Consider the following 3,064-nt stretch of genomic DNA (forward strand, 5'->3'; position numbering starts at 1 on the left):
GCGATATAAACCTTTAGGTTTATTTTGGTCAAGTCCTCGACCTATTAGTATCAGTAAGCTACATATGTTACCACACTTCCACCTCTGACCTATCAACCATGTAGTCTTCATGGGGTCTTAACCTTGCGGTGGGAAATCTTATCTTGAAGTAGGCTTCGCGCTTAGATGCTTTCAGCGCTTATCCTTTCCGTACTTAGCTACCCAGCTATGCCCTTGGCAGAACAACTGGTACACCAGCGGTACGTCCATCCCGGTCCTCTCGTACTAAGGACAGGTCTCCTCAAATTTCCTACGCCTGCGACGGATAGGGACCGAACTGTCTCACGACGTTCTGAACCCAGCTCGCGTACCACTTTAATGGGCGAACAGCCCAACCCTTGGGACCTACTACAGCCCCAGGATGTGATGAGCCGACATCGAGGTGCCAAACCTCCCCGTCGATGTGGACTCTTGGGGGAGATCAGCCTGTTATCCCCAGGGTAGCTTTTATCCGTTGAGCGATGGCCCTTCCATGCGGTACCACCGGATCACTAAGTCCGACTTTCGTCCTTGCTCGACCTGTATGTCTTGCAATCAAGCTCTCTTCTGCCTTTACACTCTACGTACGATTTCCGACCGTACTGAGAGAACCTTTGAGCGCCTCCGTTACTTTTTAGGAGGCGACCGCCCCAGTCAAACTGTCCACCTGACAGTGTCCCACTACCTGATTCAAGGCAGCTGGTTAGAATCCCAGTACTACAAGGGTGGTATCCCAAGGATGGCTCCACACAGACTGACGTCCATGCTTCATAGCCTCCCACCTATCCTGTACATGTAGCACCGAGACTCAATGTCAAGCTACAGTAAAGCTCCATGGGGTCTTTCCGTCCTGTCGCAGGTAACCGGCATCTTCACCGGTATTACAATTTCACCCAGTCTGTTGTTGAGACAGTGCCCAAATCGTTACGCCTTTCGTGCGGGTCGGAACTTACCCGACAAGGAATTTCGCTACCTTAGGACCGTTATAGTTACGGCCGCCGTTTACTGGGGCTTAAGTTCACTGCTTCGGTTGCCCTAACAGATCCCCTTAACCTTCCAGCACCGGGCAGGCGTCAGCTCCTATACATCGTCTTGCGACTTAGCAGAAACCTATGTTTTTGGTAAACAGTCGCTTGGGCCTATTCTCTGCGGCCTTCTTTCGAAGGCACCCCTTCTCCCTAAGTTACGGGGTCATTTTGCCGAGTTCCTTAACAACAGTTCTCTGGCTGGCCTTAGGATACTCTCCTCACCCACCTGTGTCGGTTTGCGGTACAGGCACCTTTAACCTCGATAGAGACTTTTCTCGACAGTGTGAAATCAGCTACTTCGCTACTAAATTTCGCTCCGCATCGTACCCCAGCATTATTCAGGCGGATTTGCCTACCTAAACTGCCTCAATACTTGCCCGCACATAACCAACAGTGCGGTTAGCTTATCCTACTGTGTCATCCCATTTCTCAAACGGTTATTGGTGGTACAGGAATATCAACCTGTTGTCCATCACCTACGCCTTTCGGCCTCGGCTTAGGTCCTGACTAACCCAGGGCGGACGAACCTTCCCCTGGAAACCTTGGGTTTACGGCCTGTGGGATTCTCACCCACATCTCGCTACTCATGCCAACATTCTCACTTCTATACAGTCCACATCTCCTTACGGTAATGCTTCAATCCGTATAGAAAGCTCTCCTACCCATCATAAATGATGCCGTAGCTTCGGTAGTACGTTTTAGCCCCGGAAATTTTCGGCGCAGGATCACTCGACCAGTGAGCTATTACGCACTCTTTAAATGAGTGGCTGCTTCTAAGCCAACATCCTGGTTGTCTGTGCAATCCCACATCCTTTACCACTTAACGTACATTTAGGGACCTTAGCTGACGATCTGGGCTGTTGCCCTTTTGACTATGAATCTTATCACCCATAGTCTGACTCCCAAGCATAAGAATACGGTATTCGGAGTTTGATAGTCTTCGGTAAGTGCAATACCCCCTAGGACATTCAGTGCTCTACCCCCGTTTCTCTAAATCTTGAGGCTAGCCCTAAAGCTATTTCGGAGAGAACCAGCTATCTCCGGGCTCGATTGGAATTTCACCGCTATCCACAGGTCATCCCCGAGCTTTTCAACGCTCGTGGGTTCGGTCCTCCACGAAATTTTACTTTCGCTTCAACCTGCCCATGGATAGGTCGCCCGGTTTCGGGTCTACGTCAACTAACTATGCGCCCAGTTAAGACTCGCTTTCGCTGCGGCTCCACACCTTAAGTGCTTAACCTTGCTAGGTAACGTAACTCGTTGGCCCGTTCTACAAAAAGTACGCAGTCACACAAGTAATGTGCTCCTACAGCTTGTAAGTGTAGGGTTTCAGGTTCTATTTCACTCCCCTCCCGGGGTTCTTTTCACCTTTCCCTCACGGTACTATACGCTATCGGTCACTAGGTAGTATTTAGGCTTGGAGGATGGTCCCTCCTGCTTCCCACAGGGTTTCACGTGTCCCGTGGTACTCTGGATCATATCTGAAGTCTTCTTGTTTTGATTACGTGGCTTTTACACTTTATAGCGGAGCTTTCCAACTCTCTTCATCTACAATAGCCTCTTCGTTATGATATGTCCGCAACCCCAGTAAAGAAAACTTTACTGGTTTGGCCTGTTCCGCGTTCGCTCGCCGCTACTTACGGAATCGAATTTCTTTCTCTTCCTCCGGGTACTTAGATGTTTCAGTTCCCCGGGTTCCCCTCGCATAGCTATGTATTCACTATACGATACTTAGACATTACTCTAAGTGAGTTTCCTCATTCGGAAATCTTGGGATCACAGTTTACGTGCAACTCCCCCAAGCTTATCGCAGCTTATCACGTCCTTCATCGGCTCCTAGTGCCAAGGCATTCGCCCTACACCCTTAATAACTTGACCAGTTATTAAAAATTAGCGTCAAAGTCTTTGTCTTCATATACATTCAGACAAATCCCTTTACTTAAAGTTGATATTTTTAAAAGTTATCTTCTTTATATAATGTCATATCACTAAATGTTATGCAGTTTTCAAAGTACTAA

General features: G+C 48.5%; 1 rRNA gene. It reads right to left on the minus strand.

Annotation, left to right across the window (positions count from 1 at the left end):
- Positions 1 to 24: 24 nt before the first annotated feature.
- A 23S ribosomal RNA gene (locus tag QX51_RS16985) occupies positions 25 to 2,924 on the minus strand.
- Positions 2,925 to 3,064 lie beyond the last annotated feature (140 nt).

Origin of the sequence: Terrisporobacter othiniensis, from assembly GCF_000808015.1 — a bacterium.
Classification (GTDB): Bacteria; Bacillota; Clostridia; order Peptostreptococcales; family Peptostreptococcaceae; genus Terrisporobacter; species Terrisporobacter muris.